Origin of the sequence: Delftia acidovorans SPH-1 (assembly GCF_000018665.1) — a bacterium.
Lineage (GTDB): Bacteria > Pseudomonadota > Gammaproteobacteria > Burkholderiales > Burkholderiaceae_C > Comamonas > Comamonas acidovorans.
This window is the reverse complement of record NC_010002.1, coordinates 5,062,747-5,086,838: the sequence shown is the minus strand read 5'-3', so window position 1 is coordinate 5,086,838 and position 24,092 is coordinate 5,062,747. Positions and strand designations below refer to the sequence as shown.

Sequence of the window (24,092 nt, the reverse complement as noted above, 5' to 3'; positions counted from 1 at the left end):
AAGGCGAAGCCTTCCGCGTGCGGCATCAGTCGCGTTCGCCGCCCATGATGCCCAGCAGGGCCAGCAGGCTCTGGAACACGTTGAACAGGTCCAGGTACAGAGCCAGCGTGGCGCTGATGTAGTTGGTCTCGCCGCCGTCCATGATCTGCTTGAGGTCATAGAGCATGTAGGCGCTGAAGATGCCGATGGCCGCCACCGAGATCGCCATCATGCCGGCCGTGGAGCCGATGAAGACGTTGATGATGGAGCCCACGAACAGTACCAGCACGCCGACGAACAGGAACTTGCCCATGCCCGACAGGTCGCGCTTGATCACCGTGGCCAGCGAGGCCATGACCAGGAACACGCCGGCCGTGCCTGCGAAGGCGGTCATGATCAGCTCGGAGCCGTTCTTGAAGCCCAGGATCATGCCGATCATGCGCGACAGCATCAGGCCCATGAAGAACGTGAAGCCCAGGAGCACGGGAATGCCGGCTGCCGAGTGCTTTGTCTTCTCGATGGCGAACATGAAGCCGAAGGCGCCGCCCAGGAAGACGATGAGCCCCAACCCGCCGCTCAGCGAGCGCGTGATGCCCGTGGCCACGCCCAGCCAAGCGCCCAGCACGGTGGGGAGAAGACTCAGGGCCAGCAGCCAGTAGGTGTTGCGCAATACGCGATTGCGCTCTTGCTGCGAGACACCGTAGCCCGCAGAGCCCAGTGTGGTGACTTGATCATTCATGTGGCCAGTCCTCCGAAGGAGTGTTGTTGCGACTTGCCCATTCTAGGTGGCGGCTTGCGCGCGACTTGCAATACCCCGAGCCGCCGCCATGGTTTGGTTTCGAATGTTTTGTTCTGCGCATGCATTGTCAGTCCTCATACGATTGCTATGCTTATAGGACATTTGTGATGGAATGGATAATTGGAATCTTATGAAGACCAAGCATGAACTCGAACTGGCCGACGTGAAGGCCATTGCCGCCGCCGCAGAAGCCGAGGCGCTGAAGAACAAGTGGGCCGTGACCATTGCTATCGTCGATGACGGCGGCCACCTGCTGTGGCTGCAGCGCCTGGATGGCGCCGCCGCCGTGTCGGCCCACATCGCTTCGTCCAAGGCCCGCTCGGCGGCCCTGGGCCGCCGCGATACCAAGGGCTATGAAGACATGATCAACAACGGCCGCACGGCCTTCCTGAGCGCGCCCACGCTGGACGGCCTGCTCGAAGGTGGCGTGGCCATCATGAAGGACGGCCAATGCCTGGGCGCCGTGGGCGTCAGCGGTGTCAAGGCCAGCGAGGATGCGCAGGTTGCCAGCGCCGGCATTGCTGCTCTGGGCCTGTAATAGCTCTTTGTGCACCCATGCTGCATGAATCTGTCCTTGGGGACTGATCCATGCAGCCAAGAAAAAGCCCCTGTGCCGATGCACAGGGGCTTTTTCTTTGGTCAATCTGCGCTGCAGTGCGGGAAAAAATGCTTGGCTACGCAAAATCCGGAGATTTTGTTGGCTGGCTAATCGACCTCTGAGACTGGAAGTCCCAAGGTCGCCCCACGATGAAACGAAGAAGCCGCCGGTCGGGCATCCGACGACGGCCGGAATCTTGCTTATTTGGTCAGGATGAGCTTGCCCAGCTTGGTGGCCTGCAGGCGGTAGGGCGTGCCGTTGTGCACGATGGTCACAGCCTTTTGTCCATTGAGCAGCAAGGTGCTGTCGAGTCCGCTGGCGGCCCCGGTCAGGGCTGCAGATGCTGCGGCCTGCAGCGCTGCAAAGGCCTGGGCGTTGGAGTTGCCGGACAGATGCGAGGTGGCGGCGGAAGTGGCAGACATGCAGGGAATTCCTCAAAAATTGGAAAGTTTTGTGAATGATAACAATTCTCAATTGAAAATCAAGTGAGACTTACTCGCATTGTGGTTTCTGGGACCAGTCCTATCCCTGCGACCCGATGCACTGCCAACGCAAAGAGAATGAAAAACGGCCCCGAAGGGCCGTTGTCGTTGATCGCCAGGCAAGAAATGCCTGCCACGGCCTACTTGGCCGGGTCCGTCACGAAGCCGATCTTGCGCACGCCTGCACGCTGTGCGGCAGCCATGGCCTGGGCCACGCGCTCGTAGCGGACTTCCTTGTCGCCCTGGATATGCAGGTCAGGTTGCGGCTCCTTGGCCGCCTCGGCCTTGAGGTTCTCCTCGAACTGCGTATCGCTGACGGCAACGCCATTCCAGTGGTACTGGCCATCGGCGGAGACGGTCAGGCGCACCGTGGCGGGCTTGACGTCCTCGGGCTGGTTGGTGGCGCGGGGCAGGTCCACGTTCACCGAATGCTTCATCACCGGCACGGTGATGATGAAGATGATCAGGAGCACCAGCATGACGTCGACCAGCGGCGTCATGTTGATCTCGTTCATCACCTCTTCGCCGTCATCGTCCATTGTTCCGAATGCCATGGCTTACGCGCCTTTCTTCAGCGGCAGCACGTTGCCGGCTTCCTTGCCGTCGATGGACACGCGGGCGCCGGTCACGAAGTAGGCGTGCATGTCGTGGGCAAAGCTGTTGAGGGCGTTGAGGATGGACTTGTTGCCACGCACCACGGCGTTGTAGCCGAGCACGGCGGGAATCGCCACGGCCAGGCCCAGGGCGGTCATGATCAGCGCTTCACCGATGGGGCCCGCGACCTTGTCGATCGAGGACTGGCCGGACAGGCCGATGGCGACCAGCGCGTGGTAGATGCCCCAGACGGTGCCGAACAGGCCGATGAAGGGAGCGGTCGAGCCCACGGAAGCCAGAATGGCCAGGCCCGATTGCAGGCGGGCGGTGAACTCGCTGATGCCGTTGCGCATGCAGCGGGTCACCCAGTCACTGATGTCCAGCGTGTCATGCAGGTGGGCGCTGGTCTTGCGGTGGTGGGCGGTGGCTTCGCGGCCTTCGAGCACCAGGTAGCGGAAGGGGTTGGAGCGGTCATCGCCCAGCTTTTCCAGGCCGCTGGCCAGGTCGGGGCTGTGCCAGAAGTCCTGGGCGTTGCGCGCCAGCTTCTTGAACTTCACGATGTCCAGGGCCTTGATGATCATCACGAGCCAAGAGGCCACCGACATGGCCAGCAGGATGATGGCGACGGCACGGGTGACGAAGTCTCCCTGCGTCCAGACGTGGGCAATGCCGAATTGGGAATCCATGGATACTCCTGAGAATCAATTGAGGGTGAATTTGACCGGGACGGTGACCCACATGGGGGTTGGTGTGCCGTTGCTCTTGCCGGGGACGAATTTCCAGTTCTTGACGCCGTCCACGGCCTGCTGGTCCAGACGGTCGTAGCCGCTGGATTTGCTGACCTCGATCTTTTGAGGCAGGCCTTGCGCGTCCACGAAGATGCGCAGCGTGACCGTTCCCTGTTCCCCCATGCGCCTGCTGATGGCGGGGTAGTTTGGGGCCGGGTTGTTGAGGTAGGCCGCGTTGGTGGACGGCAATTCGATCTTGGGCGGAGCCGGTGGTGCCGGGGGCGCGGGAGGCGCTGGCGGCGCAGGAGGGGCGGGCGGTGCCGGTGGTGCTTCCACCACGGGCTTGGGCTCGTCGTCCAGCGTGCCGCGCGGCGCCGCAGGTGCGGGCTTGGGGTCGGCTATGGCCTTGGGCAGCGGCGGTGCCTTCTTCACGACCGGCTGCGGTTTGGGAGGTGGCGGCGGAGGAGGGGGCTTGGGTGCCTCGGGCTCGGGAGCGGGTGGCGAAATGAATTCCGCAATCACCTGGGCTGGCACGATGACCTCTTCGGGTGCGCGCTGGAGCAGGCCATGCTGCATCGCCCAAAGGGTTGCTGCATGCAAGACCACGACCGAACCCGCGATGGCCACGTTACGGCCAAGGCCCCCGGGGGGGCCAAAACGATCAGACTGGGACATAGAGACAGAAGGAGCGGTCAGCGTATGGGAGCCGGGTGCTGTCGCTCGGAAGACGGAGTATCAGCTGCGCAGAATCCACCAGGTGCATGTAACGACGAGGATCAGGCTGCCGACAAGTGCTGAGAGGAGGACCATGCTTTGCTCTCCAGAATGTTGTTGGCAAGCTGGACGGTCTGGGCCGCGACCTCGTTGTGGATGGCCGCCACGGGCTGGCTGGCGCAGCATTGCGCCACCACATCCCGGGCGCAGCTCTCGCAGCGGCCGCACTGCATGGCGATACCCAATTCGAATTGGATCTCGTCAAAGCTCATGCCCGCATGAGCGTGGCGTGCGATCTCACGGTCGGAAACCCGGCGGCATACACAGACGATCATGGCTACAGGCAGTAGTGGCTGGCTATTGATAGGATGAAAAATTATAAATGAGAATTCATCGCATTTGCAATTCTTGGTTGTCTGTAGGGATGTATGGCGCTCGGCTTTACTCGGTATCCAGTAGTTCCACAGTGGCCTGTGCGAGGGTGGCACACCCTGTCAGCGCCATGGCGATCTCCAGTTCATCGCGCAGCAACCTGAGCACATGGGCCACGCCGGCGGCGCCCGCATTGGCCAGCCCCCAGAGTACGGGGCGGCCTATCAGAACCGCCGTCGCACCGAGGGCGATCGCCTTGAGCACGTCTGTGCCGCGCCGTATGCCCCCGTCGGCCAGCAAGGGGAGCTCGTGGCCCGCGCCGCGCACGGCCCTGGCCACGCGGGCTAGGGCTGTTGCCGTGGCCGGTGCGGTGTCCAGCGTGCGCCCTCCATGGTTGGAGACGATGATGCCCGCTACTCCCAATCTCGCGGCCTGCAGCGCATCGGCCGAGTGGAGCACGCCCTTGAGCAGCAGCGGCAGTCGTGTCTGCTGCTGCAGCCAGGCGACGTCATCCCAGGTAGGTGCATGGTGCAGCAGGCCGTCGAACAGGGCGCTCTGGCCTGGCGCGAGTTGCATGGCTGCAAGTGGTGCCATCCCCTGCAGGTTGACTGCAGACACGCCCGGCGGAAGACAAAAGCGCGCGCGGCGTTCACGGTCCCGTACACCGCTGGTGGGCGCGTCCACCGTCAGCACCAGCGCTTCGTAGCCTGCGGCCTCTGCGCGCTTGATCAGTTGCGTGGTGAAGCCTCGGTCATGCTGCAGATAGAGTTGGAACCACAAAGGGCCATGGCCCGGCGTGAGCCGTGCTGCTTGTGCCACTGTCTCCAGCGGCAGGCTGGCCTGTGTGCTGAGTACCATGCCCGCGCCCAGCGCCGCAGCGGCATAGGCCGTTGCAAGCTCTGCGTCCTCATGGGCCATGCGCTGGAAGGCCATGGGGGCCACCAGCAGCGGGCAGGCCAGCTCCCTGCCCAGCAACTGCAGCCGGGTATGACCGCCTGCAAGGGGGCGGAGCACGCGCGGCCACAGTGGGAGAGCGTCCCAGGCGCTGCGGTTGGCCGCAAGACTGCGCTCATCGGCCGCGCCGCCCGAGAAATAGGCCCAGGCGTTGTCGTCCATCCGCTGCCGCGCATGCGCCTCGTGGTCGGCCAGATTGATGATGCCGTCGGGAACGGCTTGCAGCGCGGGCACTTGACTCATGGCATTGGAATGTTGTCGGTGTGCAGCATCTTCGGCAAGAAGAGGAGGTGGCATCCCGGAAAAAAGAAAAGCCGGCCCAGGGGCCGGCTTTCATCCGTCGTGGCGCAGGCCCGAGGATTACTTGACGTGCTTGCCGATCAGGCCAGCCATCTCGAACATCGAGACTTGGGGCTTGCCGAACACTTCCTTGAGCTTCGCGTCGGCGTTGATCATGCGCTTGTTGGCAGCGTCTTGCAGCTTGTTGGCCTTGATGTAGACCCACAGCTTGCTGATGATCTCGGTGCGGGGCAGGGGGGTGGAACCCACCACGGCAGCCAGAGCGGGGCTGGGGGTGAGGGGTTTCATGAAGGCGGCGTTGGGAGTGCGCTTCTTTGCGGGAGCTGCCGGAGCAGCCGTTGCCTTCTTTGCAGTTGCCATGTTGCTTGTTCCTAGTATGGAGTGGATTCTTTACCAGCGAAAAACCGTCGCTATCCACTGGCAGGCTGATGCTAATGGGAAAAAAACGCTCTTCCAAGCTTACCCGTCAAATTTTTGCCTCGATTTGTTGCTGTGGCGCTGTTTTTTGAGGAGTTTTTGCATTCTGGCTCGCTTTCGAGGGCCGCACTGGCAGGTTGGCCGTCGGCGGCAGCGTCTTCAGAGGGGGCTGGCACCGCTCGCGGAAGGGTGTTGTGCAAGGCGTTTTCTGCCCGGCCAGGTGGCCACGAGAATGCCCAGCAGGGCGATCGCAAAGGCCAGCGCCTGCATGGATGTGACCCGTTCGCCCAGCACGCACATGCCGACCACGGCAGCGCTGATCGGCAGCAGTACCGTAAAGGTGCCGGCCTGGGAGGCTGGCACGTTGCGCAAGCCTGTCATCCACAACCACACGGTCCACACGCAGGCGGCAAGGGCGTAGAACAGCAACAGACCCCAGATGCTCCATGCCACGCTGCCGAAGTCGAAGCGCCACGCCAGATACAGCCCGAAGGGCGTAGACAGCGCAAATCCCCATAGATTGACGATGGATGTGATGCGCTTGGACCCCAGGGACGTGGTCAGGCGCTTGCCGATGACGGCGTAGAACGCCTCGCAAAGCACGGCACCGACCAGCAGCATCTGCCCCAGCCACGCCTGCGGTGAGGCTGATGCTGCCGAGGCGGCGCCAGCGTCCGGGCGGGACAGTGCATACAGGCCGATGCCCGCCACGGCCAGCGCAATGGCCAGCCAGGTGCGCGCAGCCACGCGCTCGCGCAGAAACAGCCAGCTCATCAAGGCCACGGCAGCAGGGATGGCAGCCATGGTCACGCCGGCCGTGACGGCGCTTGTCAGGCTCACCCCAGTCACCATGCAGATGGTGAAGAGGAAGTTGCCGAACAGCGACTCAAGAAACAGCAGGCCCTGCGTGCGCCGAGACAGGGGTGCCTCGTCAGCCGGCTTGCGCAGCCAGCGCAGCATGGCGATGGCCCCGATGCCAAAGCGCAGCCAGGCCAGCAGCAGCACCGGAAAAATGGCCGCCAGAGGCTTGGAGAGGGCGACATAGCTGCCGACCAGGGACATGCTCAGCGCCAGGCAGGCATAGGCAGATCTGCGATGGGAGGTGTTCACGGCAAGTGCAGGTTTGAGAGGCGGTAGCGCCGCCTGAACGCGCGATGGTACCTGTGAGCGCGTCCGGTGTGCGTGACATGTGCCTGTCGCGGACGCTTGCCATGCTGTGGTGACTTTTCATGGCATGGAATTCATGTTTTGCATTGTGAAATATTGAAATGCTGCAATGCGCCAATTTTTCTCAATACGAGAAATGTGATTTCATATTGAAAAATATGAAAATAACTCGTTGATTTATATGGTGAAAAATTTAGTCTTGTATAAGACACAAGATGTTGATGAGGTCTTCTATAAGACTTAAATTTGATCCCAAGGCCGACGCAAGAAAGCCGCTTGTTTCAACCACCTCCCAGGAGAGCAACATGCCCCAATCCCTGACCCAGCAACTGAGCCGTGAACAGCAGATTTCCGCCCTTGAGAAAGACTGGGCGCAAAACCCCCGTTGGAAGGGCGTCAAGCGCGGCTACAGCGCCGCCGACGTGGTGCGCCTGCGCGGCAGCCTGCAGCCCGAGTACACGCTGGCCCAGCGTGGCGCGGAACTGCTCTGGGACAGGATCAACGGCGGTGCCAAGAAGGGCTACGTGAATGCCTTTGGCGCCATCTCCGCAGGCCAGGCCATGCAACAGGCCAAGGCTGGCCTGGAAGCGGTGTACCTGTCGGGCTGGCAGGTGGCTGCCGACGGCAACACCAGCGAAACCATGTACCCCGACCAGTCGCTGTACGCCTATGACTCGGTGCCCACCATGGTGCGCCGCATCAACAACACCTTCAAGCGTGCCGACGAAATCCAGTGGGGCCGGGGCATCAACCCCGGCGACAAGGAATTCATCGACTACTTCCTGCCTATCGTCGCCGATGCGGAAGCCGGTTTTGGCGGCGTGCTCAACGCTTTTGAACTGATGAAGAACATGATTGCCGCTGGCGCAGCCGGCGTGCACTTCGAGGACCAACTGGCTGCCGTGAAGAAGTGCGGCCACATGGGCGGCAAGGTTCTGGTGCCCACCCAGGAAGCCGTCGAGAAGCTGATCTCCGCCCGCTTTGCCGCTGACGTGATGGGCGTGCCTACCATCGTGCTGGCCCGCACCGATGCTGAAGCCGCCAACCTGATCACCTCCGATCACGACGCCAACGACAAGCCGTTCCTGACCGGCGAGCGCACGCAGGAAGGCTTCTACCGTGTCCGCAATGGCATGGAGCAGTCCATCAGCCGCGGTGTGGCCTATGCGCCCTATGCCGACCTGGTGTGGTGCGAAACCGGCGTGCCCGACATCGGCTTTGCCCGCGAGTTCGCCCAGGCCGTGCATGCCGCCTGCCCAGGCAAGCTGCTGAGCTACAACTGCTCGCCTTCGTTCAACTGGAAGAAGAACCTCAACGACAGCCAGATCGCCTCCTTCCAGGAAGACCTGTCTGCTCTGGGCTACAAGTTCCAGTTCATCACGCTGGCCGGCATTCACATCAACTGGTTCAACACGTTCAAGTTTGCCCACGCCTACGCCAACGGCGAAGGCATGAAGCACTACGTGAACATGGTGCAGGAGCCCGAATTCGCAGCCCGCGAACAAGGCTACACCTTCGTGTCGCACCAGCAGGAAGTGGGTGCAGGCTACTTCGACGACGTGACCACGGTGATCCAGGGCGGCTCGTCCAGCGTCAAGGCACTGACCGGCTCCACGGAAGAGGAGCAATTCCACTGAAGCGCGGCTTCGGTGAGTGCAACTTCAGGTAGATAGGGGTGAGAAAGCGTCCGGGGCCTTGTGCTTCGGGCGCTTTTTCTTTGCTGGGGTTAAAATGGCTGAAGTTTTCAATTGACAACAACTGACAAGGGCGAGAAAGGCATCATGGTTATGACACCGCGAACTACATCGGAGATGTACACCGGCCGCTAGCGGCTGGCGGTTCGCGCCTGCACGAGATTCACTCGACCCCAAGAAAGCGCGGACCTGGCTCCGCGCTTTTTGCTTTTGGGGGATGCGCGCCCCCTGAGAAATATTTTAGGAATCCCATGATCCACATTACGCTTCCCGATGGTTCGCAACGTGAGTACCCCGGCCCGGTCACCGTGGCTGAAGTGGCTGCATCGATAGGTACGGGCCTTGCCAAGGCTGCGCTGGCTGGCAAGGTTGGCACGGGCGACGACGCCAAGGTGGTGGACACCAGCTTTGTGATCAACAAGGACATGCCCCTGTCCATCGTGACGGCCAAGGATGCAGATGGCCTGGACGTGATCCGCCATTCGACGGCCCACTTGCTGGCCTATGCCGTCAAGGATCTGTTTCCTGACGCCCAGGTCACCATCGGTCCCGTGATCGAGAACGGCTTCTACTACGACTTCTCGTACAAGCGCCCCTTCACGCCCGAGGACCTGGTCGCCATCGAAAAGCGCATGGCCGAACTGGCCGCCAAGGACGAGCCCGTGGTGCGCCGCGTGCTGCCGCGCGACGAGGCCGTTGCGTACTTCAAGGGCATCGGCGAGAACTACAAGGCCGAGATCATCGCCAGCATCCCCTCCAATGAGGATGTGAGCCTGTACCGCGAAGGCAGCTTCGAGGATCTGTGCCGCGGCCCGCACGTGCCCAGCACCGGCAAGCTCAAGTTCTTCAAGCTGATGAAGGTGGCTGGCGCCTACTGGCGTGGCGACCATCGCAACGAGATGCTGCAGCGCGTGTACGGCACGGCCTGGGCATCTAAGGACGACCTGCAGCAGTACCTGCACATGCTGGAGGAGGCTGAGAAGCGCGACCACCGCAAGCTGGGCCGCGAACTGGACCTGTTCCACATCGACGAGCATTCGCCGGGCACCGTGTTCTGGCACCCGAAGGGCTGGTCCCTGTGGCAAGAGGTCGAGCAGTACATGCGCCGCGTGTACCGCGACAACGGCTACCAGGAGGTCAAGGGTCCGCAGATCCTGGACAAGACCCTGTGGGAGAAGACCGGCCACTGGGACAAGTACCGCGAGAACATGTTCACGACCGAGTCGGAAAAGCGCGACTATGCGCTCAAGCCGATGAACTGCCCCGGCCACATCCTGATCTTCAAGCAGGGCATCAAGAGCTACCGCGACCTGCCGCTGCGCTACGGCGAATTCGGCCAGTGCCACCGCAACGAGCCCACGGGCGGCCTGCACGGCATCATGCGCGTGCGCGGCTTCACGCAGGATGATGGCCACGTCTTCTGTACCGAAGACCAGATCCAGCCCGAAGTGCTGGCCTTCACCACGCTGCTGCAAAAGGTCTACGCGGACTTCGGCTTCAGCGACATCATCTACAAGGTCGCCACGCGCCCCGAAGCGCGCATCGGCTCCGATGAAAGCTGGGACAAGGCAGAAGCTGCGCTGATCAACAGCCTGGAGGCTTCGGGCTGCGAGTACGTGATCTCGCCCGGCGATGGCGCTTTCTACGGCCCCAAGATCGAGTACACGCTCAAGGACGCCATCGGCCGCCAGTGGCAGTGCGGAACCATCCAGGTGGATTTCTCCATGCCCGAGCGCCTGGATGCGGAGTACGTGGGCGAGGATGGCGACCGCCATCGCCCCGTGATGCTGCACCGTGCCATCGTTGGCAGCCTGGAGCGTTTCATCGGCATTCTCATCGAGCAGCACGCTGGCGCCATGCCGACCTGGCTGGCTCCCGTGCAGGCCGCTGTTCTCAATATCACCGACGCGCAGGCGGACTATGTGCGGGAAGTCGCACAAAAGCTGCAAAAAGCATTTCCGAATCAAGGCCTTAGGGTGGCGACAGATCTGCGCAACGAAAAGATTACGTATAAAATACGGGAGCATTCGTTGCAAAAGCTGCCTTACATCCTTGTTGCTGGCGACAAGGAGAAGGCCGCTGGTGCAGTGGCAGTGCGCGCACGGGGCAACAAGGACCTCGGTGTGATGTCGGTCGATGCGTTCATTGAACTCGTGGCCAAGGACATCGCGGCGAAGGCCTGATGGAGCATCTCCAAAGGCGGTAGCCGCTTGCGTGTACTGCACACAAGCGGCTACGCTGTTGTAGCAACTTAAATCCAAGGGTGAGAACCATAGCTACTGAATTTCGTGATCGGCGCCACCGTGAAGAGCGCAAGCATCGTCTCAACCGTGAAATCATGGCGCCTGAAGTGCGTCTGTCCGGCCCGGAGAACGAGCCGCTGGGCATCGTGCCTCTGCAGGAAGCGCTGCGCATGGCGGGCGAGCTGGACGTGGACCTGGTGGAAATTGCCGCCACTGCCACTCCACCTGTCTGCCGGTTGATGGACTATGGCAAGTTCAAGTACCTTGAACAGAAGAAGGCTGCCGAAGCCAAGGCCAAGCAGACCGTCATTGAAATCAAGGAAGTGAAATTCCGCCCTGGTACCGACGACGGCGACTACAACATCAAGCTGCGCAACATCCGCCGTTTCCTGGCCGATGGTGACAAGTGCAAGATCACGCTGCGGTTCCGCGGCCGTGAAATCACGCACCAGCAGATTGGTCTGGATCTGCTGAACCGTCTGCGTGACGATCTGGCGGATTCCATCCAGGTGGAGCAGTTCCCCAAGCTGGAAGGCCGCCAGATGGTGATGATGATCGCCCCTGCGCGCAAGAAGCCCACAGCTGGCGGCAAGCCGGCAGAAGTTTCTGCTGCACCTGCGGTGGCTGATAAGGCATAATCGCGGTTTCGCCCTTCGTTGAAGGGCGACAGAATTTGCAGGCCTTGCGCGAGTCGATTGCGCGGGGCGTGCGATGCAAGGGACATGGTTTCCATGTCCCTTGTTCTTGCCGGCCTCCGGGCTGGCACAGAAGTGTCTCGGGGCCAGCAAGTGCGCGCAGTGTTGCGAGCCGCCTCACGAGCACAAACAACAGGAGCATTCAAATGCCCAAAATGAAGACCAAGAGCAGCGCGAAGAAGCGTTTTCGCGTTCGTCCCGGTGGCACCGTCAAGCGCGGTCAAGCCTTCAAGCGTCACATCTTGACCAAGAAGACCACCAAGAACAAGCGTCACCTGCGTGGTGCAGTGTCTGTGCATGAGACCAACATGGGCTCTATCGCACAAATGCTGCCGATGGCTGGCCTGTAATTCACTGACGAACAAGGAGAAAACACATGCCTCGCGTCAAACGTGGTGTAACGGCCCGCGCCCGTCACAAAAAAGTTCTGGCCCTTTCCAAGGGTTTCCGCGGCCGCCGCGGCAATGTCTTCCGCATCGCCAAGCAGGCGGTGATGAAGGCTGGGCAATATGCCTACCGTGACCGCCGTGCCAAGAAGCGCGTGTTCCGCCGTCTGTGGATCGCCCGTATCAACGCCGCTGCACGTGAACTGGGCCTGACCTACAGCCAGTTCGCCAACGGCCTGAAGAAGGCAGCCATCGAGATCGACCGCAAGATGCTGGCCGATATCGCGGTGCACGACAAGGCTGCGTTTAGCAGCATCGTTGATCAAGTCAAGGCCAAGCTGGCTGCTTGAGATAACGGTCTGCGGCCATCCTCGTGATGGTCTGCAGCGCAAACAGCAAGGGCTAGGGCTTGAAAAGGCTGCTAGCCCTTGTTTCTTTTCACAGTCGATAAAGAGTCGATATGAACGAGTTGGATTCTCTGGTCGAGAGCGCGCAGCAGCTGTTCGCGCAGGCACAAACCCCCGCTGATCTGGAAAACGCCAAGGCGCAGTTTCTGGGCAAGTCGGGCAAGGTGACCGAGCTCATGAAGGGCATGGCGCAGCTTTCCGTCGAAGAGAAGAAGTCGCGCGGAGCCGCCATCAATGTGGCCAAGCAAGGCATCGAGGCCGCGCTGACCGCGCGCCGCAAGGCCCTGGCCGATGCCGAACTGCAGGCCCACCTGAAGGCCGAGGTGCTGGATGTGACCTTGCCGGGCCGCCGCCGTGGCCAGGGTGGCCTGCACCCCGTGTCGCTGACGCTGGAGCGCATCGAGGGCATCTTCGGCTCCATGGGCTTCGATGTGGCCGAGGGCCCCGAGATCGAGTCCGACTGGTTCAACTTCACGGCGCTGAACACGCCGGAAGACCATCCCGCCCGTTCCATGCACGACACCTTCTACGTGGAAGGCGGCACGGAGCAGGCCCCCAATCTGCTGCGCACGCACACCAGCCCCATGCAGGTGCGCCACGCTGTGCAGCACGTCAAGAAATACCGTGAGCGGCTCGACGCCGGCCAGGGCATGCCCGAGATCCGCGTGATCGCGCCGGGCCGCACCTACCGCGTGGACAGCGATGCCACGCACTCGCCCATGTTCCACCAGTGCGAAGGCCTGTGGATCGGTGAGAACGTCAGCTTCAAGGACCTGAAGGTGGTCTTCACCGACTTCTGCAAGACCTTCTTCGAGAGCGACGACCTGGTGCTGCGCTTCCGTCCCAGCTTCTTCCCCTTCACCGAGCCCAGCGCCGAGATCGACATCCAGTTCCAGAGCGGCCCCTTGGCCGGCCGCTGGCTGGAAGTGGCCGGCTCCGGCCAGGTGCACCCCAACGTGGTGCGCAACATGGGGCTGGACCCCGAAAAGTACATCGGCTTTGCCTTTGGCATGGGGCCTGACCGCCTGACCATGCTGCGCTATGGCGTCAACGATCTGCGACTGTTTTTTGACGGCGATATCCGCTTCCTGTCGCAATTCCGTTGATCCGGCTGCAAGCCTTCGCCAAAGAGTCCGCCAGCGCCACGGCGCGCGGACTGAACCAACGCCAAAGAGTCTGATATGCAATTTCCCGAATCCTGGCTGCGCGAGTTCTGCAATCCGCCGCTGACCACCCAAGAACTGGCCGACACCCTGACCATGGCCGGCCTGGAGGTGGAGGAGCTGGAGCCCGTGGCGCCGCCGTTCACCAAGATCGTCGTCGGTGAGATCAAGGCTGCCGAGCAGCATCCCAATGCCGATCGCCTGCGCGTGTGCCAGGTCGATGTGGGCGGACCCGAGCTGCTGACCATCGTCTGCGGCGCGCCCAATGCGCGCGTGGGCATCCGCGTGCCCTGCGCCACGGTGGGCGCCGAGCTGCCGCCCGGTGAAGATGGCAAGCCTTTCCTGATCAAGATCGGCAAGCTGCGCGGTGTGGAGAGCTTCGGCATGCTGTGCTCGGCACGCGAGCTCAAGCTGTCCGAGGACCATGGCGGCCTGATGGAGCTGCCGCTGGACGCGCCCCTGGGCCAGAACATCCGCGAGTACCTGAACCTGGATGACACGCTGCTCACGCTCAAGCTCACGCCCAATCTGGCGCATTGCCTGAGCGTCTACGGCGTGGCGCGCGAAGTGGCTGCGCTGACCGGCGCGCCGCTCAAGCCCCAGTCGTTCACGCCTGCCGCCGTGGGCGTGCAGGACAGGCTGGCCGTGAAGATCGAGGCGCCCGACCTGTGCGGCCGCTTCTCGGGCCGCGTGGTGCGCAATGTCAACACCCAGGCGAAGACGCCGCAGTGGATGGTCGATCGCCTGGCGCGCTGCGGCCAGCGCAGCGTGGCGCCGCTGGTGGACATCTCCAACTATGTGATGTTCGAGCTGGGCCGTCCTTCGCACATCTTCGACCTGGACAAGATCCACGGCGGCCTGCAGGTGCGCTGGGGCAAGGAAGGCGAGCAGCTCAAGCTGCTCAACGGCAACACCGTCACCGTGGATGGCCAGGTGGGCGTGATCGCCGATGAGCGCGAAGTCGAGTCGCTGGCCGGCATCATGGGCGGCGACGCCACGGCCGTGTCCGACGACACGCGTCACATCTACATCGAGGCCGCATTCTGGTGGCCCAAGTCGATTGCCGGCCGTTCGCGCCGCTACAACTTCTCCACCGATGCGGGCCACCGCTTCGAGCGGGGTGTCGATCCCGAACTGACGGTCGAGCACATCGAGCGCATCACCGAGCTGGTGCTGCAGATCTGCGGCACGCCCGAGACCGTCTGCGGCCCCATCGACGACCAGCAGGCCAACATGCCCCAGCCCAAGCCCGTCACGCTGCGCGTGGCGCGTGCGGCCAAGGTCATCGGCATGCCGCTCACGCAGCAGCAGTGCCACGATGCGCTGGCCGGCCTGGGCCTGCCGGTGGAGCAGGGCGATGGCGTGCTCACCGTCACGCCGCCCAGCTTCCGCTTCGACATCAACATCGAGGAAGACCTGATCGAGGAAGTGGCGCGCATGGTGGGTTACGAGAACCTGCCCACGACCAAGCCGCTGGCGCCCATTGCTCCCAAGCTGCGCGCCGAAAACCGCCGCAGCCAGTTCGCCGTGCGCCGCGCGCTGGCCGATCTGGGCTACCAGGAAACCATCAACTTCAGCTTTGTGGAAGCCGCATGGGAGAAGGATCTGGCCGGCAACGCCAATCCCATCCAGCTGCTCAACCCCATCGCAAGCCAGCTCAGCGTGATGCGCTCCAGCCTCATCGGCTCGCTCATGCAGGTGCTCAAGTTCAATGCCGACCGCAAGGCCGAGCGCGTGCGCGTGTTCGAGCTGGGCCGTGTCTTCCTCAAGGATGACAGCGTTGTTGACAGCGACACCACGGTCAAGGGCTTCTACCAGCCCATGCGCGTGGCGGGCCTGGCCTGGGGTGCTGGAGAGCAGCTGCAATGGGGCCGCGCCGAAGCCAAGGTGGACTTCTACGACGTCAAGGGCGATGTCGAGGCGCTGCTGGCGCCGCGCAAGCCCGTGTTCGAGCCGGCCGAGCATCCGGCCATGCACCCAGGCCGCTGCGCGCGCGTGCTGCTCGATGGCCAGTCCATCGGCTTCATCGGCGAGCTGCATCCCCAGTGGCGCCAGCAATGGGATCTGGCCCAGGCGCCCGTGCTGTTCGAGCTGGAGCTCGATGCCGTGCTGGCGCGCGAGGTGCCGGTGTTCAAGCCCGTGGCCAAGCACCAGGCCGTGGAGCGCGACATTGCCGTGGTCGTGAACGAAAAGGCCACGCATGCCCAGCTGATGCAGGCAGTGGAAGCTGCCCAGACCGGCGGCCTGCTGCGCTCTGTCGTGCTGTTCGATGTGTTCCGTCCCAAGGCGCTCAAGGCCGGCGAGACAGCGGCACCGGGCGCGCTGGCGCAGGACGAAAAGAGCCTGGCCGTGCGCCTGACTCTGGGCAATGACGACAGCTCGCTGACCGATGTGCAGATCGAGAAGGCCGTGCAGGCCGTGCTCGAGCAGCTGCAGCAACGCCTGGGCGCGCGCCTGCGCGCCTGATGGAAGGCCCATGCCGTGAAAGGAGATCCCGTGATGGAACTGACGGTGGAAAGTCTTGATTCGCCCGCGCTGACCAAGGCGCAGCTGGCGGACCTGCTGTTCGACGAGATCGGCCTGAACAAGCGCGAATCCAAGGAAATGGTGGATGCGTTCTTCGAGCTGATCTCGCAAAGCCTGGTGACGGGCGAGGATGTGAAGCTGTCGGGCTTCGGCAACTTCCAGATCCGCACCAAGGCGCCGCGTCCGGGGCGCAACCCGCGCACTGGCGAGGCCATTCCGATCGAGGCACGCCGCGTCGTGACCTTCCATGCGAGCAGCAAGCTCAAGGAGCAGATCCAGGAAGGCACGACGGGTTCCGCGTCCTGAAGGGTCGTCCCCGGGGCCCGGCTTGCCGTGGCCCAGCTGTCGTCAGCCTGTCTGCCTTGCGGTGGATGGGCTGTTTTTACGACAGGGTGCTGGCCTGCAAGCGAGCTGTGCAGTAGGCTCGGCCTTCTTCCCGGATCGGCGTCCGCGCACCAGCGGCATTGCACATCCTGACCTCATCCACATTTGCCATGGCTTCACTTCTGCCCCAGATTCCCGCCAAGCGCTACTTCACCATCGGTGAGGTAGCGGATCTGTGCGACGTCAAGCCGCATGTGCTGCGCTATTGGGAGCAGGAGTTCACGCAGCTGCGTCCCATGAAGCGGCGCGGCAACCGCCGCTACTACCAGCACCACGAAGTGCTGATGATCCGGCGCATCCGTGAGCTGCTCTACGAGCAGGGCTTCACCATCAACGGCGCGCGCAACCGCCTGCGCGAAGCCTCGGGGTCTGCCGTGGTTCCCGCGCTGCAGGCCGGTGCCGTGGTGTCGGCGCCGGCTGCCGCGCCGCTGCTCGGCGGCGATGCCGCGGCCAGCGTTCCGCTGGAGCCGGAGGCTGTGCGCGAGGAGCTTTTGCAGATTCGTGCGCTGCTTTCTATTTGAGAGCAAAAAGCTGTATATAATTGAATTCTTCGGCGTGTAGCGCAGCCTGGTAGCGCACTTGCATGGGGTGCAAGGGGTCGCGAGTTCGAATCCCGCCACGCCGACCATAAATGAATACGGACCACAGCTTCTGGCTGTGGTCCGTTTTTCTTTGTGCCATCGCCAACCGCTACCAACCGCTACCAACCGCTGAAGGGGAGCGGCCGTTGCGCAGGAATCAACCCTGGGCGCAGGTTGCAAGCAGCCATTGCCGGAAGGCTGCCAGCGCCGGCAGTGTCGCGTTCCTCTCGGGATAGACCAGGTAGTAGCTGCGCTGGCTGGGGATGGCGTCTCCCACCACGTGCAGCTCACCGCGCGCCATCTCCTCTTCCACCAGCACCCGTGGCACCAGGCCCACGCCCATGCCTGCCAGCACGGCCTGTATCAGGTGCGAGGTCAGCTCGAAGCTCGGCCCTATCCGCATCTGCCGGTGATCGAGCCGATAGTGCGTGAACCACTCGCTCCAGGCCTGCCGGTTGCTGGCCACCGTGAGCAGCACCTGTTGGCCCGCCCAGTCCGGCGAGGCTGCTGCCTGCCCGGCCTGCTGCAGCGCCTGCGGGCTGGCCACCGCCACCAGAAACTCGTGATACAGGCGATGCGCGGTCAGCCCGGGCCGGTCTCCCGTGCCGACGGTGATGGCGGCGTCTATCTCTGCGCTGTCGAAATCGATATCGCCGATGCGCGAGTGGATGTGCATCGTCACCCCGGGCTGCGCCTGGTAGAAGCCATGCAGATGCGGCAGCAGCCATTTGGAGCCGAAGGTGGGCAGGGTGGCCAGATTGAGCGTGCCACCGCCGGACTGGCGTGACATGGCCTGCAGGGTGGCGCTGCGTATGCGGCCCAGCGCGGCGCCCAGGTCGATGAAGTAGCGGCGCCCCACGTCGGTCAGGCGCACCGTGCGGCCCTCGCGGCGGAACAGGCTGATGCCCAGCTGCGCCTCCAGTGTCTGCACCTGCCGGCTGATGGCGCTCTGGCTGAGCGACAGCTCCTCGGCCGCACGCGCATAGCTTTCGTGGCGCGCGGCCGCCTCGAAGACCAGCAGCAGGGACATGGAGGGCGTCAGACGTCGGTAATTCATGAGTTTTATGCAGTGTTTGCGGCAGCAATTTTCGTTTGTTCCAGAGGAAGAGTGTAGAGATACTTGCGGCCATGGTCGGCCTGAAATCGTGTATTGCATGCATGGGTTTCCTGGGCTGATCGCCTGCAACAAATCTCCCCACCTTGCCTTCCATGTCGATTGCCCCACTGCCCCACGCCAGCGCCCCCGTGCCTGCCCAATACCTTGAGTTTCTTGAAGCGTTGAAGGCCACCGGCTTCGAGGGCGACGTGGACACGGACCATGCCAGCCGCACCGTGCTGGCCACGGACAACTCCATCTACCAGCGCATGCCGCAGGCGGCCATCTACCCGCGTCACTCCGAGGATGTGGCCAGGGCGGCGCAGGTGCTGGCGCGGCCTGAGTTCCGCGATGTGGTGCTGACACCGCGCGGCGGCGGCACGGGCACGAACGGGCAGTCGCTCACGCATGGCGTGACCATGGACTTGTCGCGGCACATGAACGGCATCCTCGAAATCAATGCCGAGCAGCGCTGGGTGCGCGTGCAGGCCGGCGTGGTCAAGGACCAGCTCAACGCCGCGCTCAAGCCATACGGGCTGTTCTTTGCCCCCGAGCTGTCCACCTCCAACCGCGCCACCATCGGCGGCATGATCAACACCGATGCCAGCGGGCAGGGCAGCTGCACCTATGGCAAGACGCGCGACCACGTGCTGGCGCTGGACTTCGTGCTGCTCGGCGGCGAGCGCCTGCACAGCGCGCCGCTGGATGCCGAGGCGCTGGAGCGCATGTGCGCCGATTCGGGCCGCATCGGCAAGGTGCACCGCACGGCGCGGCGCATCAGCGAGGATCAGGCGGAGTTGATCGAGGCCAGATTCCCCAAACTCAACCGCTGCCTCACTGGCTATGACCTGGCCCATCTGCGCGAAGGTGACGGGCGCTTCAACCTCAACAGCGTGCTGTGCGGCGCCGAAGGCTCGCTGGGCTTCGTTGTGGAGGCGCGGCTCAACGTGCTGCCCATTCCCCGCTATTCGGTGCTGGTCAACGTGCGCTATGCGGGCTTTATGGATGCGCTGCGCGATGCGCGCGCGCTGATGGCGCACCGGCCGCTGTCCATTGAGACGGTGGATTCCAAGGTACTGCTGCTGGCCATGAAGGACTTCGTCTGGAGCAGCGTGGCCGAGTACTTTCCGCAGGACGGCCAGCGCCCTACGCTGGGCATCAACCTGGTGGAATTCAGCGGCGACGATCCGCAGGAGGTCGATGGCCGCGTGCAGGCCTTCCTCGGCCACCTGGGCGCCGACGCCTCGGTGGAGCGGCTGGGCCACACGCTGGCGGCAGGCAATGCTGCGGTCCACCGCGTCTATGCCATGCGCAAGCGCGCCGTGGGCCTGCTGGGCAACGTGGCGGGCGAGGCGCGGCCCCAGCCCTTTGTCGAAGACACGGCCGTGCCGCCCGAGAACCTGCCCGAGTTCATTGCCGAGTTCCGCGCGCTGCTGGACAGCCATGGCCTGCAATACGGCATGTTCGGCCACGTCGATGCCGGCGTGCTGCATGTGCGCCCCATCCTGGACATGAAGAACCCCGTGGACGCCGCCCTGGTGCGCCCCATCTCCGACGCGGTGGCCGAACTCACGCAGCGCCATGGCGGCCTGCTGTGGGGCGAGCACGGCAAGGGCCTGCGCTCCGAATATGTGCCGGCCTTCTTCGGCGAGCTGTATCCCTCGCTGCAGCAGCTCAAGGCCGCCTTCGACCCGCACAACCAGCTCAACCCCGGCAAGATCGCCACGCCGCCGGCCAGCAAGACCTTGCTGCTCAAGGTGGACGGCGTCACCACGCGCGGCGAGCTGGACCGGCAGATCGACGAGCGCGTATGGCAAAGCTATGGCGCGGCCATGCACTGCAACGGCAATGGCGCCTGCTACAACTTCGACCCGGACGACGCCATGTGCCCTTCCTGGAAGGCCACGCGCCAGCGCGTGCATTCGCCCAAGGGCCGGGCCTCGCTGATGCGCGAATGGCTGCGCCTGCAGGGGCAGGCCGGCGTGAACGTGCTGGAGGTCGCGCAGCGGCCCCAGCCCTTCCTGTCCAGCCTGGCCGCGCGCTGGCGCAACAGCCGCGCGGCGCGCCGCGGCGAGGCCGATTTCTCGCACGAGGTCTATGACGCCATGGCCGGCTGCCTGGCCTGCAAGTCCTGCGCCGGGCAGTGTCCCGTCAAGGTCAACGTGCCCGAATTCCGCTCGCGCTTTCTGGAGCTGTACCACCGCCGCTACCTGCGGCCCGTGCGCGACTACCTGATCGGCTCGCTGGAGTTCACCATGCCGTGGCTGGCGCGCATGCCCGCGCTCTACAACGGGGTGATGGGCTCGCCATGGATGCGCGATGTGCTCAGCCGTCGCATCGGCATGGTCGATGGCCCGCTGCTGAGCCGGCTGGACCTGGCAGCCACCTTGCGGCAATGGAAGGTGCGCGCGGCCGATGCCCAGGCGCTGGCTGCGCTCACGCCCGAGCAGCGCGCACGCAGCGTGGTCATCGTGCAGGACAGCTTTACCCGCTACTTCGAGACCGGCCAGCTGCAGGTGCTGATCGAGCTGGCGGCGCGCCTGGGATTCCAGGTCTGGCTGGCGCCGCTGCTGCCCAATGGCAAGCCGCTGCATGTGCAGGGATTCATGGGCGCCTTTGCCAGGGCCGCCATCCGCAATGCCGCGCAGCTGGCGCAACTGGCGCAGTCCGGCGTTGCGCTGGTGGGGCTGGATCCGGCCATGACGCTGGCCTATCGGCAGGAATACCTCAAGGTGCCGGGCATGGGCGAGGTGCCAAAGGTCGCGCTGCCCCAGGAGTGGCTGCTTCAGGTGCTGCCCGAGGCAGTGACCAGCGTGGCCAGCGTGGCCTACCGGCTGCTGCCGCACTGCACTGAAAAGACCAACGCGCCTGACAGCGGCAAGCAGTGGACGCAGCTTTTCGAGCGGCGGGGGCTGCGCCTGAGCGTGGAGGCCACGGGCTGCTGCGGCATGTCGGGCACCTACGGGCATGAGGCGCGCAACCTCGAAACCTCCAAGACCATCTATGCCCAGTCATGGGAGAAACAGATCGAGAGCAAGCAGAACCTGGGCGAGCCGCTGGCCACCGGCTACTCCTGCCGCAGCCAGGTCAAGCGACTGTCTGCACGCCAGGTGCGCCATCCGTTGGAGGCCTTGCTGGACCACGTGCGCGCCACGCATCAGGGGTGAGAAGATGCGGGGGCTGATCGTCGCCATTTCAGGAATTTGCAGACATTTTTGAAAAATCTCTGCGTTTTCCCTGAAGGCCTGTTTTTAGTCCCTATAATTCAATGCTTCGGCGTGTAGCGCAGCCTGGTAGCGCACTTGCATGGGGTGCAAGGGGTCGCGAGTTCGAATCCCGCCACGCCGACCAAAACGCAAAGCTCCTGACGGAAACGTCAGGAGCTTTTTGCTTTGTACGTTCGTTTTTTTTCGCGCTTTCGATTTTGCGCGCGATGGCGCCTTGCCGCGAAGAGCAAGTGCAAGTGCAAGTGCAAGTGCAAGTTCAGCTTCGCCAGGCAGGTCCATCACGGATGGCGAGGGCAGCCAGCGCATGAAAAGTCCATGCACCGCGAAGATGCGCGTCCCGGTCTGGGCACGTAAAACCTGCACCTACAATGGCGTCTTTTGTAACTGACGATTTCTTCCTGGTCTCGCACATGATGGATGGACTGATTACCGGCAGACTCACCGGTACGCCCGAACACCGCAGCGACCGCAATCGGCGCCCCTTCATGGTGGCCCGCGTGCGTTCCGAGGCATCCGATGGCACCTCCATCCCGGTCAACGTGGTTGCATTCGATGCCCAGGCCTGCGAGGTGCTGCGCAATCTGATCGAAGGCGATGCCGTGGCGCTGCGTGGCAGCTTCACGCCCAAGGTCTGGATAGACCGCCAGGAGCAACCCCATCCCGTACTGGATGTCGTGGCCCACCAGGTCATGGCAACGCCCGAGTTCCAGGACCGCTGACGTCCGCGCTGCGGCGCCGGTTGTGAGCTACTGAAAAAACTGTCTAGCCGCAGTGTGCCGGTACGGCCGCCGCGCGCTGTGTTGGCGCTACAGTGTGCGCCTGTGTTTTTGACAGGTTACAAGGAACCGCATCCATGCCCACCAAGCGCCATTTCCTCCGCCGCACGCTCACGGCCGCCGCGATTGCCAGCACCGCCGCCATGACCCTGCTGGCCATGCCCGCGCAGGCGCAGGACAAGCCCATCAAGGTCGGCGTCACGGCCGGCCCGCACGCCCAGATCATGGAGCAGGTCAAGAAGGTCGCCGAGAAGAACGGCCTGAAGATCCAGATCGTGGAATTCGGCGACTACGTGCAGCCCAATGCCGCGCTGTCTGCCGGTGACCTGGACGCCAACAGCTACCAGCACCGCCCCTACCTCGACGCCCAGGTGCGCGACCGCGGCTACAAGATCGGCTGGGTGGCCGACACGGTGAATTTCCCCATCGGCATCTATTCCAAGAAGATCAAGCAGCTGGCCGACCTGCCCCAGGGCGCCAAGTTCGGCATCCCCAACGACCCCACCAACGGTGGCCGCGTGCTGCTGCTGCTGCAGGCTCAGGGCCTGATCAAGCTCAAGGAAAGCGCGGGCCTGAAGGCCACGCCGCTGGACGTGGTCTCCAACCCCAAGAAGCTGCGCTTCGTGGAGCTGGACGCAGCCCAGCTGCCACGCTCGCTGGATGACCTGGACGCCTCGGCCATCAACACCAACTTCGCGATCTCGGCAGGCCTGAACCCCAAGACCGATGCCATTGCGCAGGAAAACGCCAAGAACCCCTATGTGAACATCCTGGTCGCGCGCGATGCTGACAAGGGCAAGCCCTGGGTGGCGCAGCTGATCAAGGCCTACCACTCCGATGAAGTGCGCCAGTTCATCGATGTGCAGTTCAAGGGATCGGTGATTCCTGCATTTTGATAGGAAGCACCCCCTGAGCGGCTGACGCCGCTTCCCCCTCTCTCGCTTCGCGGGAGGGGGACGACACCGTCACTTCGGGGCGGCCCTTGCTCGGTGTCCCTCGCTTTGGGTTGCGCCGGTTTCGGTCGCCGTGTTCAGTGCGAGCGAGGGCTGAATTGCAAAAGCTGCCATTGGCAGCTTTTTTTCATTCCCCCAGCACTTTGAAATATTCGCCCAGCGGTGCGCGGGTGGTCTGGGTGCGGTTGACGGGGGCGGCCTCGTCGGGCCAGCCCAGGGCCAGGCCGCAGACGATGTGCTCGCCGGGCGGCAGGTCGAGCACGCGGCGCACGGTGTCGGGGTAGGAGGCCAGGGCGCCGATGGCGCAGCTGCCCAGGCCCTGGGCGGCTGCGGCCATTTGCAGGCCATACAGGGTCATGCCCAGGTCCATGTAGCCGCCTGCGCCGAAGCGGGCGTCAATGCTCACGACCAGGGCCACGGGCGCATCGAAGAAGCGGTAGTTGCGGCCGAATTGGGCGTCGCGCCCGGCGCGGTCCTCGCGGGCCACGCCCAGGGCGCTGTACAGGGCCTGGGCCGACGCCACCTGGCGCTTGCGCAGCGCCATGGGCATGGGGCGGGGGAAGTAGCCGTAGTCCTCGCGCTCAGGTGCTCCGCCTTGCCAGTCGGCCAGCAGCGCCTGTGTGAGTGCGTCGCGCAGGCTGCCACGCACCTGGGTGAACTGGCCGGGCTGCAGGTTGCCGCCGCTGGGCGCGCGGCGGGCCGATTGCAGCAACTGGTGCAGCAGCGCGTCCGGCACGGGATCGGGCCGGTAGGCGCGCACGGAGCGGCGCGCGTGCACCAGGGCCTCATGCGCATCGCCAAAGGGAAGGGTGTCGGACGGTGGATTGGCGGACATGGGAAATGCGGAGTCCATGGAT

At 63.7% G+C, this 24,092-nt stretch carries 24 protein-coding genes and 2 tRNA genes; 15 read left to right on the top strand and 11 right to left on the bottom strand.

What is annotated here, in order from left to right; translation table 11 throughout:
• Positions 1–25: 25 nt before the first annotated feature.
• Positions 26–718, bottom strand: coding sequence for a Bax inhibitor-1/YccA family protein (locus DACI_RS23285; protein ID WP_012206426.1), 693 nt, complete (start codon positions 716–718; stop codon positions 26–28).
• 190 nt (positions 719–908) lie between these two features.
• Here DACI_RS23285 and DACI_RS23280 point away from each other — a divergent pair, with 190 nt between their 5' ends.
• On the top strand, positions 909–1,316 hold the full coding sequence (locus DACI_RS23280; RefSeq protein WP_043782359.1) for a heme-binding protein: 408 nt from the start codon (positions 909–911) through the stop codon (positions 1,314–1,316).
• A 260-nt stretch (positions 1,317–1,576) separates the two neighbouring features.
• Here DACI_RS23280 and hemP read toward each other — a convergent pair whose 3' ends face one another.
• From hemP to DACI_RS23240, 8 genes are all read right to left on the bottom strand, one after another.
• On the bottom strand, positions 1,577–1,798 hold the full coding sequence (gene hemP / locus DACI_RS23275; RefSeq protein WP_012206424.1) for a hemin uptake protein HemP: 222 nt from the start codon (positions 1,796–1,798) through the stop codon (positions 1,577–1,579).
• A gap of 200 nt (positions 1,799–1,998) precedes the next feature.
• Positions 1,999–2,412, bottom strand: coding sequence for an ExbD/TolR family protein (locus tag DACI_RS23270; protein ID WP_012206423.1), 414 nt, complete (start codon positions 2,410–2,412; stop codon positions 1,999–2,001).
• Positions 2,413–2,415: 3 nt separating this feature from the next.
• Entirely contained in the window at positions 2,416–3,138 is a 723-nt protein-coding gene (locus DACI_RS23265; protein WP_012206422.1) for a MotA/TolQ/ExbB proton channel family protein, read from the bottom strand.
• Between the two features lie 15 nt (positions 3,139–3,153).
• Positions 3,154–3,855, bottom strand: coding sequence for an energy transducer TonB (locus DACI_RS23260; protein ID WP_012206421.1), 702 nt, complete (start codon positions 3,853–3,855; stop codon positions 3,154–3,156).
• Between the two features lie 101 nt (positions 3,856–3,956).
• Positions 3,957–4,229, bottom strand: a complete 273-nt coding sequence (locus DACI_RS23255) for a (2Fe-2S)-binding protein (RefSeq protein ID WP_012206420.1) — start codon at positions 4,227–4,229, stop codon at positions 3,957–3,959.
• A 106-nt stretch (positions 4,230–4,335) separates the two neighbouring features.
• Positions 4,336–5,463 (bottom strand): alpha-hydroxy acid oxidase, encoded by a 1,128-nt coding sequence (locus tag DACI_RS23250; protein ID WP_043782356.1) that lies wholly within the window; start codon positions 5,461–5,463, stop codon positions 4,336–4,338.
• A gap of 117 nt (positions 5,464–5,580) precedes the next feature.
• Entirely contained in the window at positions 5,581–5,880 is a 300-nt protein-coding gene (locus DACI_RS23245) for an SWIB/MDM2 domain-containing protein (protein ID WP_012206418.1), read from the bottom strand.
• A gap of 216 nt (positions 5,881–6,096) precedes the next feature.
• Entirely contained in the window at positions 6,097–7,047 is a 951-nt protein-coding gene (locus tag DACI_RS23240) for a DMT family transporter (protein WP_012206417.1), read from the bottom strand.
• Positions 7,048–7,409: 362 nt separating this feature from the next.
• Between DACI_RS23240 and aceA the strand changes: the two genes are divergently transcribed.
• The 10 genes from aceA (at position 7,410) to DACI_RS23190 (ending at position 17,230) form a co-directional block, all read left to right on the top strand.
• Positions 7,410–8,741: an isocitrate lyase gene (aceA, locus tag DACI_RS23235; protein WP_013801675.1), complete on the top strand. Its 1,332-nt coding sequence runs from the start codon at positions 7,410–7,412 to the stop codon at positions 8,739–8,741.
• A 308-nt stretch (positions 8,742–9,049) separates the two neighbouring features.
• On the top strand, positions 9,050–10,981 hold the full coding sequence (gene thrS / locus DACI_RS23230; RefSeq protein WP_012206415.1) for a threonine--tRNA ligase: 1,932 nt from the start codon (positions 9,050–9,052) through the stop codon (positions 10,979–10,981).
• A gap of 80 nt (positions 10,982–11,061) precedes the next feature.
• Positions 11,062–11,679: a translation initiation factor IF-3 gene (infC, locus tag DACI_RS23225; protein WP_012206414.1), complete on the top strand. Its 618-nt coding sequence runs from the start codon at positions 11,062–11,064 to the stop codon at positions 11,677–11,679.
• A gap of 203 nt (positions 11,680–11,882) precedes the next feature.
• A complete protein-coding gene (rpmI, locus tag DACI_RS23220) occupies positions 11,883–12,086 on the top strand; it encodes a 50S ribosomal protein L35 (RefSeq protein WP_012206413.1) in 204 nt (67 codons plus the stop codon).
• Positions 12,087–12,112: 26 nt separating this feature from the next.
• The gene (gene rplT / locus DACI_RS23215) at positions 12,113–12,472 is read left to right on the top strand and encodes a 50S ribosomal protein L20 (RefSeq protein WP_012206412.1); all 360 of its coding nucleotides are present in this window, start codon (positions 12,113–12,115) and stop codon (positions 12,470–12,472) included.
• A gap of 110 nt (positions 12,473–12,582) precedes the next feature.
• On the top strand, positions 12,583–13,635 hold the full coding sequence (gene pheS / locus DACI_RS23210; RefSeq protein WP_012206411.1) for a phenylalanine--tRNA ligase subunit alpha: 1,053 nt from the start codon (positions 12,583–12,585) through the stop codon (positions 13,633–13,635).
• A 75-nt stretch (positions 13,636–13,710) separates the two neighbouring features.
• Positions 13,711–16,158 carry a phenylalanine--tRNA ligase subunit beta gene (pheT, locus tag DACI_RS23205; RefSeq protein WP_012206410.1) on the top strand — a complete coding sequence of 816 codons (2,448 nt, stop codon included), beginning with the start codon at positions 13,711–13,713 and terminating at the stop codon, positions 16,156–16,158.
• A gap of 33 nt (positions 16,159–16,191) precedes the next feature.
• Complete coding sequence (locus tag DACI_RS23200; protein ID WP_012206409.1) at positions 16,192–16,524, top strand: integration host factor subunit alpha; 333 nt, start codon at positions 16,192–16,194, stop codon at positions 16,522–16,524.
• Positions 16,525–16,712: 188 nt separating this feature from the next.
• Positions 16,713–17,123: a MerR family transcriptional regulator gene (locus DACI_RS23195; RefSeq protein ID WP_012206408.1), complete on the top strand. Its 411-nt coding sequence runs from the start codon at positions 16,713–16,715 to the stop codon at positions 17,121–17,123.
• Positions 17,124–17,153: 30 nt separating this feature from the next.
• Positions 17,154–17,230: transfer RNA gene (locus tag DACI_RS23190), tRNA-Pro, on the top strand.
• 110 nt (positions 17,231–17,340) lie between these two features.
• On the opposite strand, the gene DACI_RS23185 is transcribed toward DACI_RS23190, so the two are convergent.
• Positions 17,341–18,339, bottom strand: coding sequence for a LysR substrate-binding domain-containing protein (locus DACI_RS23185; RefSeq protein ID WP_012206407.1), 999 nt, complete (start codon positions 18,337–18,339; stop codon positions 17,341–17,343).
• Positions 18,340–18,392: 53 nt separating this feature from the next.
• Here DACI_RS23185 and ydiJ point away from each other — a divergent pair, with 53 nt between their 5' ends.
• The 4 genes from ydiJ (at position 18,393) to DACI_RS23165 (ending at position 23,178) form a co-directional block, all read left to right on the top strand.
• Positions 18,393–21,446 (top strand): D-2-hydroxyglutarate dehydrogenase YdiJ, encoded by a 3,054-nt coding sequence (gene ydiJ / locus DACI_RS23180; RefSeq protein WP_012206406.1) that lies wholly within the window; start codon positions 18,393–18,395, stop codon positions 21,444–21,446.
• Positions 21,447–21,553: 107 nt separating this feature from the next.
• A tRNA-Pro gene (locus DACI_RS23175) sits at positions 21,554–21,630 on the top strand.
• Between the two features lie 244 nt (positions 21,631–21,874).
• Positions 21,875–22,225, top strand: coding sequence for a single-stranded DNA-binding protein (locus DACI_RS23170; protein WP_012206405.1), 351 nt, complete (start codon positions 21,875–21,877; stop codon positions 22,223–22,225).
• Between the two features lie 134 nt (positions 22,226–22,359).
• Complete coding sequence (locus DACI_RS23165) at positions 22,360–23,178, top strand: MetQ/NlpA family ABC transporter substrate-binding protein (protein WP_012206404.1); 819 nt, start codon at positions 22,360–22,362, stop codon at positions 23,176–23,178.
• 184 nt (positions 23,179–23,362) lie between these two features.
• On the opposite strand, the gene DACI_RS23160 is transcribed toward DACI_RS23165, so the two are convergent.
• A complete protein-coding gene (locus DACI_RS23160) occupies positions 23,363–24,088 on the bottom strand; it encodes a nitroreductase (protein ID WP_012206403.1) in 726 nt (241 codons plus the stop codon).
• Between the last annotated feature and the right edge of the window lie 4 nt (positions 24,089–24,092).

Coding starts and splice junctions, on each gene's coding strand:
- DACI_RS23285 (WP_012206426.1), bottom strand. CDS start 718: ATGAATGATCAAGTCACCACACTGGGCTCTGCGGGCTACGGTGTCTCG.
- DACI_RS23280 (WP_043782359.1), top strand. CDS start 909: ATGAAGACCAAGCATGAACTCGAACTGGCCGACGTGAAGGCCATTGCC.
- hemP (WP_012206424.1), bottom strand. CDS start 1,798: ATGTCTGCCACTTCCGCCGCCACCTCGCATCTGTCCGGCAACTCCAAC.
- DACI_RS23270 (WP_012206423.1), bottom strand. CDS start 2,412: ATGGCATTCGGAACAATGGACGATGACGGCGAAGAGGTGATGAACGAG.
- DACI_RS23265 (WP_012206422.1), bottom strand. CDS start 3,138: ATGGATTCCCAATTCGGCATTGCCCACGTCTGGACGCAGGGAGACTTC.
- DACI_RS23260 (WP_012206421.1), bottom strand. CDS start 3,855: ATGTCCCAGTCTGATCGTTTTGGCCCCCCCGGGGGCCTTGGCCGTAAC.
- DACI_RS23255 (WP_012206420.1), bottom strand. CDS start 4,229: ATGATCGTCTGTGTATGCCGCCGGGTTTCCGACCGTGAGATCGCACGC.
- DACI_RS23250 (WP_043782356.1), bottom strand. CDS start 5,463: ATGAGTCAAGTGCCCGCGCTGCAAGCCGTTCCCGACGGCATCATCAAT.
- DACI_RS23245 (WP_012206418.1), bottom strand. CDS start 5,880: ATGGCAACTGCAAAGAAGGCAACGGCTGCTCCGGCAGCTCCCGCAAAG.
- aceA (WP_013801675.1), top strand. CDS start 7,410: ATGCCCCAATCCCTGACCCAGCAACTGAGCCGTGAACAGCAGATTTCC.
- thrS (WP_012206415.1), top strand. CDS start 9,050: ATGATCCACATTACGCTTCCCGATGGTTCGCAACGTGAGTACCCCGGC.
- rpmI (WP_012206413.1), top strand. CDS start 11,883: ATGCCCAAAATGAAGACCAAGAGCAGCGCGAAGAAGCGTTTTCGCGTT.
- rplT (WP_012206412.1), top strand. CDS start 12,113: ATGCCTCGCGTCAAACGTGGTGTAACGGCCCGCGCCCGTCACAAAAAA.
- pheS (WP_012206411.1), top strand. CDS start 12,583: ATGAACGAGTTGGATTCTCTGGTCGAGAGCGCGCAGCAGCTGTTCGCG.
- pheT (WP_012206410.1), top strand. CDS start 13,711: ATGCAATTTCCCGAATCCTGGCTGCGCGAGTTCTGCAATCCGCCGCTG.
- DACI_RS23200 (WP_012206409.1), top strand. CDS start 16,192: ATGGAACTGACGGTGGAAAGTCTTGATTCGCCCGCGCTGACCAAGGCG.
- DACI_RS23195 (WP_012206408.1), top strand. CDS start 16,713: ATGGCTTCACTTCTGCCCCAGATTCCCGCCAAGCGCTACTTCACCATC.
- DACI_RS23185 (WP_012206407.1), bottom strand. CDS start 18,339: ATGCAATACACGATTTCAGGCCGACCATGGCCGCAAGTATCTCTACAC.
- ydiJ (WP_012206406.1), top strand. CDS start 18,393: ATGTCGATTGCCCCACTGCCCCACGCCAGCGCCCCCGTGCCTGCCCAA.
- DACI_RS23170 (WP_012206405.1), top strand. CDS start 21,875: ATGGCGTCTTTTGTAACTGACGATTTCTTCCTGGTCTCGCACATGATG.
- DACI_RS23165 (WP_012206404.1), top strand. CDS start 22,360: ATGCCCACCAAGCGCCATTTCCTCCGCCGCACGCTCACGGCCGCCGCG.
- DACI_RS23160 (WP_012206403.1), bottom strand. CDS start 24,088: ATGGACTCCGCATTTCCCATGTCCGCCAATCCACCGTCCGACACCCTT.